Annotated in this window: 16 protein-coding genes and 4 tRNA genes; 17 read left to right on the top strand and 3 right to left on the bottom strand. The window is 68.5% G+C overall.

The genetic code is table 11. The features are described from left to right. Nucleotides 1-98 precede the first annotated feature (98 nt). Entirely contained in the window at nucleotides 99-920 is an 822-nt protein-coding gene (locus tag ACIBO1_RS05595) for an SDR family NAD(P)-dependent oxidoreductase (protein ID WP_396741734.1), read from the top strand. A gap of 205 nt (nucleotides 921-1125) precedes the next feature. Here the strand turns inward: ACIBO1_RS05595 and ACIBO1_RS05590 are convergent, their stop codons facing one another. Next, nucleotides 1126-1620, bottom strand: coding sequence for a YajQ family cyclic di-GMP-binding protein (locus ACIBO1_RS05590; RefSeq protein WP_161594942.1), 495 nt, complete (start codon nucleotides 1618-1620; stop codon nucleotides 1126-1128). A gap of 148 nt (nucleotides 1621-1768) precedes the next feature. On the opposite strand from ACIBO1_RS05590, the gene ACIBO1_RS05585 reads away from it, so the two are divergent. From ACIBO1_RS05585 to ACIBO1_RS05560, 6 genes are all read left to right on the top strand, one after another. Next, nucleotides 1769-1852 (top strand) — tRNA-Tyr (locus ACIBO1_RS05585). Between the two features lie 420 nt (nucleotides 1853-2272). Further along, nucleotides 2273-2512 (top strand): hypothetical protein, encoded by a 240-nt coding sequence (locus tag ACIBO1_RS05580; protein ID WP_396741732.1) that lies wholly within the window; start codon nucleotides 2273-2275, stop codon nucleotides 2510-2512. 154 nt (nucleotides 2513-2666) lie between these two features. Further along, nucleotides 2667-3593, top strand: a complete 927-nt coding sequence (locus tag ACIBO1_RS05575) for a tyrosine-type recombinase/integrase (protein WP_396741730.1) — start codon at nucleotides 2667-2669, stop codon at nucleotides 3591-3593. 388 nt (nucleotides 3594-3981) lie between these two features. After that, nucleotides 3982-4320, top strand: coding sequence for a hypothetical protein (locus ACIBO1_RS05570; RefSeq protein WP_396741728.1), 339 nt, complete (start codon nucleotides 3982-3984; stop codon nucleotides 4318-4320). After that, on the top strand, nucleotides 4317-4943 hold the full coding sequence (locus ACIBO1_RS05565; RefSeq protein ID WP_396741726.1) for a hypothetical protein: 627 nt from the start codon (nucleotides 4317-4319) through the stop codon (nucleotides 4941-4943). Before ACIBO1_RS05570 ends, ACIBO1_RS05565 begins: the two co-directional genes overlap by 4 nt. A gap of 245 nt (nucleotides 4944-5188) precedes the next feature. Beyond that, on the top strand, nucleotides 5189-5521 hold the full coding sequence (locus tag ACIBO1_RS05560) for a hypothetical protein (RefSeq protein WP_396741724.1): 333 nt from the start codon (nucleotides 5189-5191) through the stop codon (nucleotides 5519-5521). A 450-nt stretch (nucleotides 5522-5971) separates the two neighbouring features. Here the strand turns inward: ACIBO1_RS05560 and ACIBO1_RS05555 are convergent, their stop codons facing one another. Together ACIBO1_RS05555 and ACIBO1_RS05550 are read right to left on the bottom strand one after the other, a co-directional pair. Further along, nucleotides 5972-6193 (bottom strand): helix-turn-helix transcriptional regulator, encoded by a 222-nt coding sequence (locus ACIBO1_RS05555; RefSeq protein WP_396741722.1) that lies wholly within the window; start codon nucleotides 6191-6193, stop codon nucleotides 5972-5974. A gap of 690 nt (nucleotides 6194-6883) precedes the next feature. Beyond that, nucleotides 6884-7030, bottom strand: a complete 147-nt coding sequence (locus ACIBO1_RS05550) for a hypothetical protein (protein ID WP_396741720.1) — start codon at nucleotides 7028-7030, stop codon at nucleotides 6884-6886. Nucleotides 7031-7350: 320 nt separating this feature from the next. Here ACIBO1_RS05550 and ACIBO1_RS05545 point away from each other — a divergent pair, with 320 nt between their 5' ends. The 10 genes from ACIBO1_RS05545 (at nucleotide 7351) to nusG (ending at nucleotide 13645) form a co-directional block, all read left to right on the top strand. Further along, nucleotides 7351-7500, top strand: a complete 150-nt coding sequence (locus ACIBO1_RS05545; protein ID WP_396741718.1) for a hypothetical protein — start codon at nucleotides 7351-7353, stop codon at nucleotides 7498-7500. 515 nt (nucleotides 7501-8015) lie between these two features. After that, on the top strand, nucleotides 8016-10547 hold the full coding sequence (locus tag ACIBO1_RS05540) for a putative bifunctional diguanylate cyclase/phosphodiesterase (protein WP_396741716.1): 2532 nt from the start codon (nucleotides 8016-8018) through the stop codon (nucleotides 10545-10547). 92 nt (nucleotides 10548-10639) lie between these two features. After that, nucleotides 10640-10712: transfer RNA gene (locus ACIBO1_RS05535), tRNA-Thr, on the top strand. 25 nt (nucleotides 10713-10737) lie between these two features. Then, nucleotides 10738-10810 (top strand) — tRNA-Met (locus ACIBO1_RS05530). A gap of 131 nt (nucleotides 10811-10941) precedes the next feature. Then, nucleotides 10942-11109, top strand: coding sequence for a 50S ribosomal protein L33 (rpmG, locus tag ACIBO1_RS05525; RefSeq protein ID WP_007073056.1), 168 nt, complete (start codon nucleotides 10942-10944; stop codon nucleotides 11107-11109). A gap of 123 nt (nucleotides 11110-11232) precedes the next feature. Beyond that, complete coding sequence (locus ACIBO1_RS05520) at nucleotides 11233-11679, top strand: MaoC family dehydratase N-terminal domain-containing protein (protein WP_396741714.1); 447 nt, start codon at nucleotides 11233-11235, stop codon at nucleotides 11677-11679. Between the two features lies 1 nt (nucleotide 11680). Then, nucleotides 11681-12073: a MaoC family dehydratase gene (locus ACIBO1_RS05515; protein ID WP_396741712.1), complete on the top strand. Its 393-nt coding sequence runs from the start codon at nucleotides 11681-11683 to the stop codon at nucleotides 12071-12073. Between the two features lie 126 nt (nucleotides 12074-12199). Beyond that, nucleotides 12200-12272: transfer RNA gene (locus ACIBO1_RS05510), tRNA-Trp, on the top strand. Nucleotides 12273-12485: 213 nt separating this feature from the next. Continuing rightward, complete coding sequence (gene secE, locus ACIBO1_RS05505) at nucleotides 12486-12884, top strand: preprotein translocase subunit SecE (RefSeq protein WP_350692899.1); 399 nt, start codon at nucleotides 12486-12488, stop codon at nucleotides 12882-12884. A gap of 38 nt (nucleotides 12885-12922) precedes the next feature. After that, nucleotides 12923-13645, top strand: coding sequence for a transcription termination/antitermination protein NusG (gene nusG / locus ACIBO1_RS05500; RefSeq protein ID WP_131052801.1), 723 nt, complete (start codon nucleotides 12923-12925; stop codon nucleotides 13643-13645). Nucleotides 13646-13783: the final 138 nt, after the last annotated feature.

Here is a 13783-nt window from a genome sequence, read left to right as displayed (position 1 = left end):
CGAGACGGTCCGTCTTGACGGATTGGTTTTGGCCGAGCACACTCGAACCATCAAGCGAGACGATCCGTCTCGTCTCATCTGATCAGGGGAGGTGCGAGGTGGCGGATTCTCGCGTGTGGTTCATCACCGGGGCCACCCGTGGCCTCGGCCGGGCGGTCACCGAAGCCGCCCTGGCCGCAGGGGACCGGGTCGTCGGGGCGGCTCGCGACGTCGGGCCGCTGGCCGAGCTGGTCGTGCGCCACCCCGACCGGCTGGCCACGCTGTGCCTGGACGTCGCCGACCGGTCCGCCGTCACGGGGGCGGTGGACCGCGCGGCCGAGACGTACGGCCGGCTCGACGTCGTCCTCAACAACGCCGGCGGGATGCTGCTGGGCATGCTGGAGGAAGCCACCGAGGAACAGATCCGCCAGCACTTCGACGTCAACTTCTTCGGCGCCGTCTGGGTCACCCAGGCCGTCGTCCCGCACCTGCGCGCCCAGGGCGGCGGTCGCCTGCTCCAGGTCACCTCGATGGGCAGCGGCGGCGGCGTGGCCTCCGTCGGCTTCTACGCGGCCGGCAAAGCCGCACTCGACGCGCTCAGCCAATCTCTGGCGATGGAACTCGCGCCCTTCGGCATCACGGTCAGCATCGTGCAGCCGGGCGGCTACGACACCGGCCTCTACACGACGGGAACCACCACGACCGAGCCCCGACCGGCGTACGCGCCGTTGCGGGCGGAGCTGGCCGAACTCTGGGGCGACGACGCCGGCCCACCGCCCGAGACCGCCGCACCGGTCATCATGAAGCTGGTCGACCTGCCCGAGCCGCCGCTACGCCTCATCGTCGGCAGCAGCTCGTACGACATCGTCAGGCAGATGGAGCAGGCCAGAGTCGACGAGTACCGAGCCTGGGAGACTCTCAGCCGCCAGGCACCCGGCTGACCCGCCGCGTACACCTGACCCCACGGCGACGCCTCGCGTCCGGCCAGGTCGGCGGTGCGGTGCGAGGCGGGACAGTCGACGCCGACCTCGCCGGCCCGACCGGCTGGGCGGCGGCGGTGTGGGCGCGGCACCAGCTCGGCGGAACAGGCCCCGCCGGCCGCCCCCGGGTCTTCCTCGGGGGCGGCCGACAGCGCGGGCCGCTGCCTCAGCGGTAGTTGTTGAACTGCAGGGCGACGCCGAAGTCCTCGCCCTTGAGCAGCGTGATGACGGCCTGCAGGTCGTCCTTCTTCTTGCCGGTGACCCGAAGCTGGTCACCCTGAATCTGCGCCTGGACCCCCTTGGGGCCCTCGTCGCGGATCTTCTTGCTGATCGCCTTGGCCTTCTCCTGGTCGATGCCCTGAATCACCTTGGCATCGATCTTGAAGATCTTGCCCGACGGGCGCGGGTCGCCCGCGTCCAACGACTTCATCGAGATGTTGCGCTTGACCAACTTCTCCTTGAAGACGTCCAGCGCGGCCTTCACCCGCTCCTCGGTCTCCGCCTGAAGGCTGATCGCCTCCTCGCCCGACCAGGAGATCTCCGCGCCGGTCCCCCGAAAGTCGAACCGCGTCGCGAGCTCCTTCTCCGCCTGGCGAAGGGCGTTGTCGACCTCCTGGCGGTCGACCTTGCTCACGATGTCGAACGACGGGTTCGCTGCCATGCTCATGCTCCTGCTGTCTGGCTGGTTTGGGATCCTTTGCCCCCGATGCCCAGGGGTACGACTCCCTGACGGTACCCGGTTGCGGCCGAGCCGGGGGTAGCCGCTATCCTTGCTTCCGCTGCTGCGCCACGGCGCGGTGGCACGCCCTGGCGGGTTGCCCGAGCGGCCAATGGGAGCGGACTGTAAATCCGTCGCGAAAGCTTCAGAGGTTCGAATCCTCTACCCGCCACCAGGTGCGAGATCAGCCCCTGACCTGGGATTCCTGGGTCAGGGGCTGATCTCGTTGAGTCTCACTCAGTCCAGCAAGATCCGGCCGTCTACAGCTCCCAGTGGGCAGATAGTGGGCGGGTCGGTCTTGGTCCTGGCGGTCGACGGCGGGGCCTGGGCGCGGGCTTCCGGGGGTCGGGCGGGTTGGTCCTGGGCGGCTACGGACGGCGTACGGGCGCGGGGCGGGTCGATGGTGGGGCGCGGCGGTACGGGCCGTCAGCGGGACGCTCGGGGGCAAGCCAGTCCCGTTCTTGGCCTGGCACGGCAGTCGGAAGCCCAGACCTCGACGACGGCCAGCCGCGCCGGCTTCCGTACCGCCTGGCGTCGGGGCACCGGGCGGCAAATGAGAGGACTCCCTGCTGTTCCCTCATTTACGGTTTGTTCCGTGTCTGACTCTCCCGAGCCGCCTGAAGACTGGCGCTACGACGAGCTGCGGCGGCTGGGCGATGCCGAGCGCCGGATGACCACTGAGCTGGCGGACACGCGGGACGCGATCGCCCGACTCGTTACGCAACTCCTGCCGTCGCACGCGCCTGCCTCGAAGATCGAGCCCGTCGTACGGGCAAGCGGCTACAGCCGGTGGATGGTCGACAGGATGCGCGAGGGCAAGCTCTGGCTGCGGTGACGTCCAGGAGGTGAGGCCCGATGCCGGTCAGCACTCAGGGCGGGCGCGGCTGTCCGGCGGCTCACCGCCGGGCGGTCGACCGCGCCCGCGCCGCGCAGCGCGCGGCGCTCTTGACACCGCCTCCCTCCCCGTCGTCGAGCTGGACTCATCCGCCGTGGTCCGCCGCGACCTCGACAGCCACTGCGTACGCCTCGACGGCAAACCCGCTGTTGCCTCCACCGACCAGCGCAAGCGCGCGACCTTCTACAACGCCCTCGGGTACGCCGTCGAGCTGGGGCTGATCGACTCCAACCCTGTCGACCGCGTCCAGTGGACCGCCCCCGAGGTCGCGCAGTCCATCGACCGCCGGGTGGTGGCAAGCCCCGCCCAGGTTGCCGCGCTGCTGGAGGCGGTCAAATCTCTCGGCAAACGCGCCGACAAGGTCACCGCCTTCTTCGGCTGCCTCTACTACGCGGGCATGCGCCCCTCCGAGGCCGCCGACCTCCGGCGCGACGACTGCGACCTCTCCGGCCGCTGCGCCGGCTGCGGCACCGACTTCGACGACCTGGCGTCCGTCAAGCCCTCCCGATCCTGCGATCACCCTAAGATCGAATATCGCAGGGGCCGCCTGGTCCTCGTCGGTACCTCCCCGCGCGCCGGCTCCCACTGGACCGATGACGGCGGCTCCCACGAGCGGCGCGGCCTCAAGCACCGGGTGAGGGCCGAAACTCGTACGGTCCCGATCCCGCCTCGCCTCGTCGAGCTGCTCTGCGCGCACGTCGAGAATCACGGCGTTGGTCCGGATGGTCGCTTCTTCCGAGGTCTGCACGGCGGCCCGCTCTCCGAGTCGGTCTACGACCGGTGGTGGAAGCTCGCCCGAGACAAGGCCCTGACCGAGGCCCAGACCGCCTCGCCGCTGGCCCGTCGCCCGTACGACCTCCGCCACGCGGCGGCCTCACTCTGGCTGAACGCTGGCGTCCCGCCGACCGAGGTAGCCCGCCGCCTGGGCCACGGCGTAGCCGTCCTGCTCCGCGTCTACGCCAACTGCATCGACGGCGGCGACGACACCATGAACGACAAGATCGGCGACGCGCTCGGATGAACGGCGCGGTCAATCGTTCCCACGCCTGCTGCTCGGGACTCCCATCGGCCTTGTCGATCATGTCGGTGTCGCGCGCAGACTTCGATATTCCAGGCTGACGGCTACGCGAAGGCGGGTGACCGTGTCGTGAATCCCCGTCGCACAGTCATGCCCGTCGGCTTCGCTTTGCAGCACGATGATTTGGCCACGGGTAGACGATCTCCTGTCGGATTCAAGACATCGACCGGGGCAGCCGTCCTGCAGGTTGTCCTCTAACGTCTCCTCCCGCCACCGAAAGACGAATGCACCTCGCGGAACTGGGTCCACGGGGGGCCTGGACCGCGCTACTCATCAGGGGGAGACGAGTCTGCTTGTCGATAGACGTCGGCGACTGGCTACAGCCATCGCGTTGACGGTGCTGACGGTGTCCGCAACGACAGTTGGCGCGGCACCATCCGCCCACGCTGGCAACGTTGATTCCGAGGCGCTCGCTAGGTCGCCGATGCTGGACCGTCTGACGACTGATGCCGACCCAGCTCGGAACACGTCGTCGTTCACCTTGACTGGAACTGTTGTCGACGAGAGCGGCACTCCTGCGGCGAACGCTGCTTGGACTTTCTTCCTCGACTCGTCACAGAAGAACACCGCGAGTCACAAGAAGAGCTATCTACCGGTGAGTGGAACCTACAAGCTGTGTGGCCAAGGTGGATATCCCACCGAGGTCGACAAGGTCAAGGAGGTTGCGTGACCACTCGGCTCGTCCGAGCGGCAATGGCGGGGGCCCTTGCGGGGGTCCTCGCCGTTACCGGCTGCGATGCCTCGTTCTCGTCCTCTGATCAGCCGGGTGACGACGTGTTTACCCAGCCGAGTAGCTATGGCTGGGGAAACTCCTTCGATGTCGGGTACCGGCTCACCGACGGTGTCACGATCGTCCGGATCAGCAAGGGGCCGGTAACGATCAAGAGCGTCGAACCGGTCATGGATGGCGACTCGGCCCGTCTTCTTGGTGCTCAGGTGCGGGTGCTCACTGCGGCCCGTGGAGCACCGGTGGTCGACTCCGAGGGCTGGCCGCCGAGCCATCCTGACCTTGATGGCGCGCAAGATCCGGTCGGGCTCGTTCTTCCCGACCCTGGTGCCGTTGATCCGGTGGATCATCCGGACGGCACGGTGCACATCGAGATCCTGCTCGGCTACGAGTTCGTTGGTGAGGGCCGCACGGTCCGTCGTGGCATGAACGTCACCTACGAGATCGATGGTAAGGAGCGCAAAGTCTTCTTGCCCAGCTACATGGCGGTCTGCGCGCCCGCGAGCGTGCAATGCCAGCACGAGGACGAGAACGGGCCGGTGCCGCTCGATACTGCCTCACCCTGACCCGGTGGGGCGTGGGCAGATGGTGGGCGGGGTTCTGTATGGCACCTGCTCAGCGGGGCGTATCGGCAGGTAGCAGGTCCTGGGCCAGCCAAGATCGCGGACGCCCTGTAAGTCCGTCGCGAAAGCTTCAGAGGTTCGAATCCTCTACCCGCCACCAGGCAACGGCAAAGCCCCTGAACTGCTGAAACGCAGATCAGGGGCTTTCGTCGTGATGCTCCCACAGGATCCGTCGAGGGCGGGATGCCATGGACGATGACGAAGGGCTGGACCTCGCAGAGGAACTGGTCCTCTGTCCTCTGGAAGATGCACCGCTACCCCTGTGGGAACTCGGCTGGGCTGAGGCGCCGTCACGGCAGCGGGTGGCTGCGGTCCTCGGGCCGGGCCTGGTCTCGTTGGTGGCCCGCGGCTTCATCGAGGTGCGCCGCTTCGACGGCTGGCCAGCGCGTTGGGAACGAGGTGTCCCGGTAGCCGGTGACGATCTTCTGCGGGAGATCGGGCGCGTCGAAGTATGGTTCGATGGCTCGGCCAACGGCGTGCTGGCGGCTCACATCACCGAGGCAGGCATCAGGTACCTGTAGCCGGCAGCACGCACCCCGGCTACCGCTCCGATGAACGATCTTCCGACGGCTTGCGCCTGTTGATTCACGCCCTTGAACAGCAGAAATGCCGATCGGGGGCGGTTCCCGTTGAGCTGGCTTGGTCCCGCTGAGTCGAGCCCGTTGCGGCTCGCCGTGGGCACATCGTAGGCGGATTGATCAAGCCGTGCCATGGCTCGGCGCTGGCGTTGCGGACGGCGCTGTCTGGACGGCTGAGGCGGTCGGTGACTGCGGGAGGCGGGCCGATGGCAAGCCAGTCCGGGGTTTGGGCTGGCGCGGCAGACGGTTGCCCAGAGCGGCTTGCCGGGCCGAGTTGGTCGGCTTTCGTACCGCCTGTGCGAGTCGAGGCGCGGGCTTCTCAACGAATGCGGGACTCGCAGGCGTCAGGTCAGGATCCTTTGGCTTGTCCTGTTGCACGGGGCCGCCCTTCGGCTATGCCTCCGCGTCGTCATCCGCCGGACGTGGCTGTCGGTACTCGGCGATCCAGGCTTCCACGTCGACCTTGAGCCAGACCTTGGTGGCCCGTAGTTCCTGGTACGGCTTGGGGAAGGTGGGTCGCAGCGCGATCTGCTGGAAACGCGACCTGGTCACGCCGAGCATCTTGGCGATCTCCCACGGGCCGACCAGTTCGCCCGGTCCATTCCCAGCACCCATAGAGCCGAAGGTATGTGCGCGTTGGGCTCCCCGGGCAGGGGTCCCCGAAAGGGGGTCCCCGATCGGTTGACAACCAGATCTGTGTCGGGGTGGGATCAGGCCGGGCCCCCTGGCTGTTGGAGGCCGTGCCCGGCTGCCAGGGGTGCCATCCGTCTCGCGCCCCGGGAGGAACCTCGATGTACCTGCAACGACATGCACCCGTACGGCCCCTCTGGCTTAGTGCCGCGTGCGCTCACGGCTGGCCCTGCCGGCAGGCTCGGATCGATCTGCTGGCGGACTATGGCATCGGGAGGCTGCTCGGGCTGGACATGGCCGACTTGCTCCAAGAAGCAACAGCCGACCTAACTCGCCTCGGCGCGCCACCTGACCCGCTGTACTTCTATGTGCGGTTCATCGGCTGGATTCGGAAGCCCGGGACTGCGGGTGATCAAATTCCCTGACGGGGTCAACTTCGGACCGGTGTTGAGCATGAAGAAGTCTCAGCCGAACGCGTGGTGGCATCCGGCTGGCCCGGAGCCGCGTCAACCCGATCACCATGCTGGGCTAAGCCGCATTGGCCCGCAGAGTCGCACAGCTAGCGCCTCGTCGATGAGCCCGCTGTTGCCTCTGCCGCTCAGTCTGGGCAGCCCGCCAACCACCCGCGACAGCCATCAGTGAAAACTCGGCACCGCCATCAGCTCGATGCGAGTCCTACCTGGTTCCGGAGGGGGTCGGGCTGTCCACGCCTGCCACGAGACAGTCGCAGGCGGCCTCGATCACGTCGGCTGCGGTGCGGGATCCGACGATCCAGAAGGTGGCGGCCTCCTGGAGGTTGGCACGTGCGTTCTCGGCGCGCATCGCTCCATGGTCGTGCCGACCCGTACGCGAGTCCACGCCTTATCGAAGTACGGAATAGGCGCACCGAATCCGCTCAATAGTGCAGGAGTCGTTCAATGGGCCCCGAGTCCGCCGGACCAGGGTCGGTTGGCGGTGTCAGGGGCAGGCGGAATTTTCCGTCCGCTGGCAGGTCAGTGAGGACGCCGAATGTCCTCGACAGCGGGAGCGGATACCCGACATCTCTCTTCGCCGCACCCGTGAGCAGCACCTTCGTGCAGGTTGGCACGATTCGGCCATCCATGGGGGTGACTGCGATGGTGTGTTCGGCCTACTCTGGGTTCGTGCAGCTCGACAGCGTGCCGTCCGCCCTCGCCGGGTGGGGCGCCGGGCTGGCGGTGCTCTACCTGGTGATCCGGCTGGCTGTTCGGCACGCGATGGAGGACGCGGACCGGCGCAGGGCGGAAGAGCGGTCACAGACGCGGGGTGACTGATCGCTCACGATGGCGTGATAGGAGGTCTTCCGCCATTCCGCATTATCCGGTCAAAAGTATTCTTCGCCATTGTCCGCTAGATCCGCTACGCCGCCTAAGTAGGGAATGGGTGGTTGGTGTCTTCTTCTCTAGTGGCAACGGCCCTGCCAGCGCTGACCTGCCCGGACGTTGTACGGCACGGGTACGTACGTGCCGTGCCGGACGACAACCGGACCAACATCAGGTCTGTGAACTTTCCACCGGCGGACTCGCTGTGGCACCATCGTGGGACCTCCATCGCGTTCCCATCACCCCACTCAGGAGCACAGATGTCTGCTCGACGTTTGGGCCGGCTACTCGGCTCCCTCTTGCTGGTTACCGGCCTGGTTCTCGCGACGAGCACGGTCGCGGAGTTCGATGTCAGGGCGAATGGTCTCGAGTGGAACATGCCGACGCTAGGGTCGCTGATCCCCTGACGGGACTTCCCGCGTCCGGGCACCTCCGGGTTCCGCTGAGTTCAGGCCGCTAGGGGAGCCATGACGCCTCGCCCCCGCCCCATCCGACGGCGGACGGAGTACGCCTGGCTGGTCACCGGGCCGTTGGCGCTCGGTGCTGTCGTCTTCTCGCTGATCCTCGGGCTGACGACGTCCCCCGCCCTGGGGGACTGGCCGATGACGTTGCTGCTCACGGCGGCGATGGTGGCCGCCGCGCTGCCGACCATCAACGTCGTGGTGCGGCGTCAGGCGCTCGCCGCCACGCCGACCGAGATCCCGCTGGTCGTCGCCCTCTATCTGCTGCCACCGCTGTCGGTGGTGCTGGCGTACACGGCCGCCGCCATCGTGGTGCAGATCCGGCGCAAGCTGCTGCCGGCGAAGTTCTGGTTCAACGTCGCGCTCGCGGCGATAGCGACATCGTTGGCGACCGTGGTCTACCACGTGTTGCCGCAGCCGGGTGGCGTCGGCCCGGGTACCTGGGCGGTGCTGACCGCCGCCGTGGGTACGCACACCCTCGTCGCGCTGGCCGCCGTGGTCGCGGTGGTCTCCGTGGTGCAGGGCTGGCAGGCCGGGCGGGAGATGCTGCGGGCGGCGCCGCCGATGCTGCTCGCGGTCACGATCAACCTCGCCATCGGCCTGGTGATCATCATCGCGCTGGAGGGCACACCCTGGGCGGTGTTCCTCTTCGCCGGTCTGGGCATCGCCTTCGCCCTGGTCTACGGCTCGTACGCGCAGTTCTTCCGGCAGCACCGCACGGTCGCCGAGATGTACGAGTTCACCAAGGGGATCACCGAGAGCGGTCCGGACGGGAACCTCATCGACGCCCTGCTGGTCCGGATCCGCAGCCTGATGCAGGCGGAGTCCGCCACCCTCTGGTTGCCGGCCCAGGGCCGCCACCCGGAGGTGCTGCTGACCGCCCAGGAGGGCAAGCCCGGCCTGCTGGACTCCACGCACAGCCCGGCCGCGTTGCGGGACGTCGCGGTGGCCCGGCAGGAGACCGTGGCGGTCAGCAGTCGACTGGGTGGCGACGACCCGGAGCTGCGCGACACGCTGGAGTCGACCTCGGTCAAGGACGTGATCGTGGTGCCGCTGCGCTCCGGCAAGGCGGTCATCGGCACCCTTGAGGTGACCAACCGGCTCGGCGACACCAACTCGTTCCGGGGTGCGGACGTGACGGTCTTCGAGACGGTCGCCGCGCACGCGGCGGTCGCGCTGGAGAACTCGCGCCTGGTCGACCGGCTGCGGCACGACGCGTACCACGACGGGCTCACCAAGCTGCCCAACCGTCGCCGGATCCTCGGCGCGCTGACCGAGGCGGTCCGGATCCGGGCGCCCGGCGAGGTGGTGGCGCTGCTGCTCTTCGACGTCGACCGCCTGCGGCAGGTCAACGAGTCCCTCGGGCACGCCGCGGGGGACAAGGTCCTGGTCGAGGTCGCCGACCGGCTGCGTGGATGCGTACCCTCGGCGGCCCTGGTCGGGCGGGCCGGCGGCGACGAGTTCCTGGTGACGCTGCGTCTGGAAAGCGCCGAGGCGGCGGTGGAACTCGCCGGCCAACTGCGCGAGCAGATCCGGGACGAGATGGTCTTCGACGCCCTCACGCTGGACGTGGACACCGCCGTCGGCGTGGTGGTGCATCCGGATCACGGCAGCGACCCGGCGACGCTGCTGCAACGGGTGGACGTGGCCGCGTCGGCCGCGAAGTCGGTCCCGGGCAGCGTGCAGCTCTACACGCCGGCCCTGGAGTCGCGTGCGCTGCACCGGCTGGGTCTCGCCGGTGACCTGCGCAGCGCCCTGGACAACGGCGAGCTGGAGATCTACTACCAGCCGAAGGTGACGTTGCGCGACCGGCGCTTGGTGGGGGTGGAGTGCCTGGCCCGGTGGGAACACCCCACCCACGGCACGGTCGCCCCGCAGGACTTCGTCGCGGTGGCCGAGCACACCGGCCAGCTCGGCCGGCTCACCGAGTTCGTGCTGCGGGAGGGGCTGCGCCACAGCCGCGACTGGGCGCACGGCGGCCAGTCGCTCGCCGTCGCGGTCAACATCTCCGCGCGTACGCTCAACGACCAGCACTTCCCGGAGCGGGTCCGCGAGTTGCTGGCCGAGTACGACGTACCGGCGCAGCTGCTGACCCTGGAGATCGAGGAGGCCGGGGTGCTGGACGGCACCGACCGGCCCATCCCGACCCTGCGCCGCCTGCGGGACCTCGGCGTTCGGCTCTCGGTGGACGACTTCGGCACCGGCAGTTCCTCGTTGGCCCACCTGCGCCGCCTGCCGGTGCACGAGGTGAAGGTGGACCACTCCTTCGTCCAGGGCATGGCGACCGATCCCGGCGACCTGGCGATCGTCAACGCCGTGGTGACCCTCTCCCAGCAGTTCGGCCTGACCGTGGTGGCCGAGGGGGTGGAGAGCGAGCTGACCCTGGAACTGCTCCAGGACATCGGCTGCGAGATCGGCCAGGGGTTCCTGTTCAGCCGCCCGTTGCCGTACGAGCGGTTGGAGGCCTGGTTCGGTGCCCAGGTCGATCCGGAATCGATCACCGACAACGAGCTGCCGCGCCTGCGGGTGGTCCCCTGAGCTGGGCGTACGACGTCCCGGGGGATCCGATTTCACCAGCGCGGTGGGGCCGTGTACTCTTACCTCTGCGCGGCCACCGAGTGATCGCGCAGGCCCCCTTAGCTCAGTCGGCAGAGCGTCTCCATGGTAAGGAGAAGGTCTACGGTTCGATTCCGTAAGGGGGCTCAGAGGGTCCGGCTGGGCCCACCACGGCGGTGTAGCTCAGATGGTAGAGCAAGCGGCTCATAATCGCTGTGTCGCCGGTTCAAGTCCGGCCACCGCTACTCTCGTCCGTCCGGAGCATTCCGGCGGTCGGTGGGACGGGCGCCATAGGCGCCCGCTTTGCGTGTCCGCCCTGGTGGTGCGTACGCTGTAGCGCTGTAGTTGTATCCGTTAGCGAGGAAGGCACTCCGCCGTGGCGAAGGCGACCGATGTCCGGCCGAAGATCACTTTGGCGTGTGTGGAGTGCAAGGAGCGCAACTACATCACGCGCAAGAACCGCCGTAACGACCCGGACCGCATCGAGCTGAAGAAGTTCTGCCCCCGGGACGGTCGGCACACCGTCCACCGCGAGACCCGCTGATCCGTCCGGGCTACTCGGCCCGGATCGACGCGTACCACGATCGCCGGTTCGTGCGGCGGCGCGGCCCTGGGCCGACGTCGACCGCTCGGATCGGCGATCGTGCGTTGCGTGTAGGTTCGCGGCATGTCCCTGGACCACTCCTTCGTCGGCCGCAGTTTCCCGCCGACCGCCCCCTACCAGGTGGGCCGCGAGAAGATCCGTGAGTTCGCGACGGCGATCGGGGCCACCGATCCCGCCTACCACGACCCGGAGGCGGCCCGAGCCCTCGGCCATCCCGACGTGGTCGCGCCACCGACCTTCCCCGTGGTGATCACCATGGCCGCCAGCCGCCAGATCGTCGAGGACCCGGCCCTCGGCGTCGACTACAGCCGGGTCGTCCACGGCGACCAGCGCTTCGCGTACACCCGCCCGGTGGTGGCCGGCGACGAGCTGGTCTGCGTCAACTTCGTGGAGGACATCACCAGCCGGGGTGGCCACGAGTTCCTGACCACCCGGACCGAGGTCAGCACGACCACCGGCGAGCCGGTGGTCACGGTCTGGTCCAAGCTCGTCGTACGCGGGGAGGCCTGACATGGAGCTGACCAACCAGACGTTCCGAGTGACCCGGGCGGACCTGGTCCGCTACGCCGGCGCCTCGGGCGACTTCAATCCGATCCACTGGAACGACCGGTTCGCCACCAAGGTGGGTCTGCCGGGAGTGATCGCGCACGGCATGTTCACCATGGCGCTGGTCGGCCGGGCCGTCACCGCCTGGGCCGGTGGGCCCGACGCGGTGGTCGACTACAACGTCCGGTTCACCCGCCCGGTGGTGGTGCCGGACGATGAGCAGGGCACCGAGATCGTGGTGTCCGCGGTGGTCCGTGAGGTCACCGAGGAGGGCCTGACCAGGCTCGACATCACCGCCACCTGTCAGGGCGAGAAGGTGTTGTCGCAGGCCCGGGCCATCGTGCGGACGGCCGGCTGACCGGCACCGTCCACCACGATCGGCAGACCGGTTGGGAAAGTCGGGTCGGTACCCGTACACTGGTCCGCCGTGGGGCAAGTGACTCCTGCCTGGTCGTGTGACCTGGTGGGACGAGCGTTGCCGCACAGGGGTGTAGCTCAATTGGCAGAGCAGCGGTCTCCAAAACCGCAGGCTGCAGGTTCAAGTCCTGTCACCCCTGCGCCTCAGGCCTGACCGTTCCGTGGGTCGCGTCATCAACCGGTGGCGTGCGGCCCGTGGTGGTGGCATCGGCGGAGAGGTTCCGAGGCATCGGGGCCCCTCCGGTTGATCCGCCGGCCGCGGCCCGTCCCGGGACGGTTGGTCCGGCCGGCGTGACCAGCGCCGCGTACGCGCGTACCGCGTGCGACCCCGACATCCCGCGACGGAGGGCGAAGTGGCCGACAACAAGCGGCGCGGCGAGGACGCCGACGACGACCGCCTGAACGACGAGGTGGTCAACGACGGTGACGGTGCCGACGACGACGCCACCGACGCGGACGAGCCGGTATCGCGGGGCGGCACCGCCACCCGTGAGCGGGCCAAGGCGGATTCCGCCGACAGCCGGTCCAAGACGCGGGCCGATGCCGAGAAGGTGGGCCTGTTCGGCCGCGTCGCGCGTTTCATCCGCGAGGTCGTGGCCGAACTGCGTAAGGTCATCTGGCCGACGCGCAAGGAGCTGCTGACCTACACGGCCGTGGTGGTCGCATTCGTCGCGATGATGCTGACGATCGTGGCCGGCCTTGACTACGCCTTCGCGAAGGGCGTGTTGTGGGTCTTCGGCAACCCCAGCTGACCGGCTGACTGTGCCGATAGTGACGGAAGTGAGCAAGCGTGCCTGAGTACGACGAGACCGCCGAGACCCCGGACGAGCAGTCCACGGTGGCGACGGCGGCGAACGACGAGTCGGTCGAGGCCGCCAGCGAGCCGGAGTTCGCGACCACGGAGCCCGCACCCGACGAGGACTACGACCCGGTTGCGGAGCTGCGGCAGAAGCTGCGCTACGCGCCGGGCGACTGGTACGTGGTGCACTCGTACGCCGGCTATGAGAACAAGGTCAAGACCAACCTCGAGACCCGGATCACGTCCCTCGACATGGAGGACTACATCTACCAGGTCGAGGTGCCGACCCGGGAAGAGGTCGAGGTCAAGAACGGCAAGCGGTCCCAGGTCCAGGCGAAGGTCTTCCCGGGTTACATCCTGGTCCGGATGGAGCTGACCGCCGAGTCCTACTCCTGCGTGCGCAACACGCCCGGGGTGACCGGCTTCGTGGGTGCCACGGACCGGGCCGACCGTCCGGCCCCGCTGAGCCTCGACGAGGTGCTGAAGTGGCTGGCGCCGTCCGTCGAGACCGAGCAGAAGAAGGCCAAGCCGGAGATCAAGGTCCTCGACTTCGAGGTCGGCGACTCGGTGACGGTCACCGACGGCGCCTTCGCGTCGTTGCCGGCCACGATCAGCGAGATCAACGCCGACCAGCAGAAGCTCAAGGTGCTGGTGTCGATCTTCGGCCGGGAGACGCCGGTGGAGCTGAACTTCAACCAGGTCGCCAAGATCTGATCGCGTCGAGGCGTGGGGGGGGGGCCCCCCGCGGGGGGGGCCCCCCCCGGGGGGGGGGCGGGGGGGGGGGCGCGCCCCCCGGGGGGGGCCGGGGGTAAGGCGGGGGCGTGGCCCGCGGCGGCCCCGGATAAGCCGCCA

The organism is Micromonospora sp. NPDC049903 (assembly GCF_044460945.1).
Lineage (GTDB): Bacteria > Actinomycetota > Actinomycetes > Mycobacteriales > Micromonosporaceae > Micromonospora.
Note: the sequence above shows the minus strand (reverse complement) of the source record. Positions and strands in the feature narration are given on the sequence as shown.